The sequence below is a fragment of the Sediminibacterium sp. GW821-FHT12F12 genome, assembly GCF_058806635.1.
Genome location: NZ_JBXAPW010000033.1, coordinates 1 through 871, shown reverse-complemented (window position 1 = coordinate 871; position 871 = coordinate 1). Strand labels below are relative to the sequence as shown.

General features: G+C 38.9%; 1 protein-coding gene. It reads right to left on the bottom strand.

The window, feature by feature from the left end; all coding sequences use genetic code 11:
* Nucleotides 1-14: 14 nt before the first annotated feature.
* A complete protein-coding gene (locus tag AC1RNB_RS18565) occupies nucleotides 15-788 on the bottom strand; it encodes an IS5 family transposase (RefSeq protein WP_305267444.1) in 774 nt (257 codons plus the stop codon).
* Between the last annotated feature and the right edge of the window lie 83 nt (nucleotides 789-871).

The following is an 871-nucleotide window of genomic DNA, read 5'->3' as shown; positions in this document are numbered from 1 at the left end:
AGAAGCTGTTTGAGTTAATTAATATTTTTTACCATTAGACACATCATCGCTAAAAAGATGTAACTGATAGCTGATTCGGGAGTTCTCTCATAGTTGATTACCAGTCTTCGGAAATTCAGAAGCCAGGCAAATGTTCTTTCTATTATCCAACGTTTGGGTTGTACCGCCCATTTAATTGTTTTGTCCGTTCGTTTTACAATGGTCATGTTCATTTTCAGGTTCTCTTTTACCCATTTTATCAATTTGCCTCGATACCCAGCATCTGCAAATATCTGCCTAAGGTTAGGCTCATCGTGCTTCGAACTGTTCACCATTTCCAGCACCTGTGTTGCCCCTTTACTATCATGAATATTAGCTGCATGTACAACTACATCTATTATCAAACCCAGACTGTCCACTATCATATGACGCTTTAGGCCTTTTATCTTCTTATTCCCATCAATCCCACGATCCATACCACTTGTAGCATTCATGCGTACACTGCAACTATCTATAATCCCCATGCTGGCTGACTCTTTTTTACCTTGACTCTTTCTTACTGATTTGCGTATCTCCTGATGCGCTATTTCAATCGTGCCATCCATTGTCCATCTTCTAAAATACCAATACACCGTTTGCCATGGTGGATAATCGAAAGGTAACAGACGCCACTGACACCCAGTCCTGGTTACATAGCATATCCCTTCCCATATATTTCTTAGGTCCCATTTAGATTTTCGCTTCACATTCAGCAAACTTTCTATAATTTGCCACTGGAAGTCAGTTGAAAAAGTGGTTTTTTTAGTCATTAATTACTCAACGACTGACTTCCAATCTTTAGTCTATCCTTTCCACATTAGCCTCTTTTATTTATTTAACTCAAACAGCTTCT

What these genes read in the sequence shown, in the direction of transcription:
- AC1RNB_RS18565 (WP_305267444.1), bottom strand. Translation starts at nt 788, where the DNA reads ATGACTAAAAAAACCACTTTTTCAACTGACTTCCAGTGGCAAATTATA.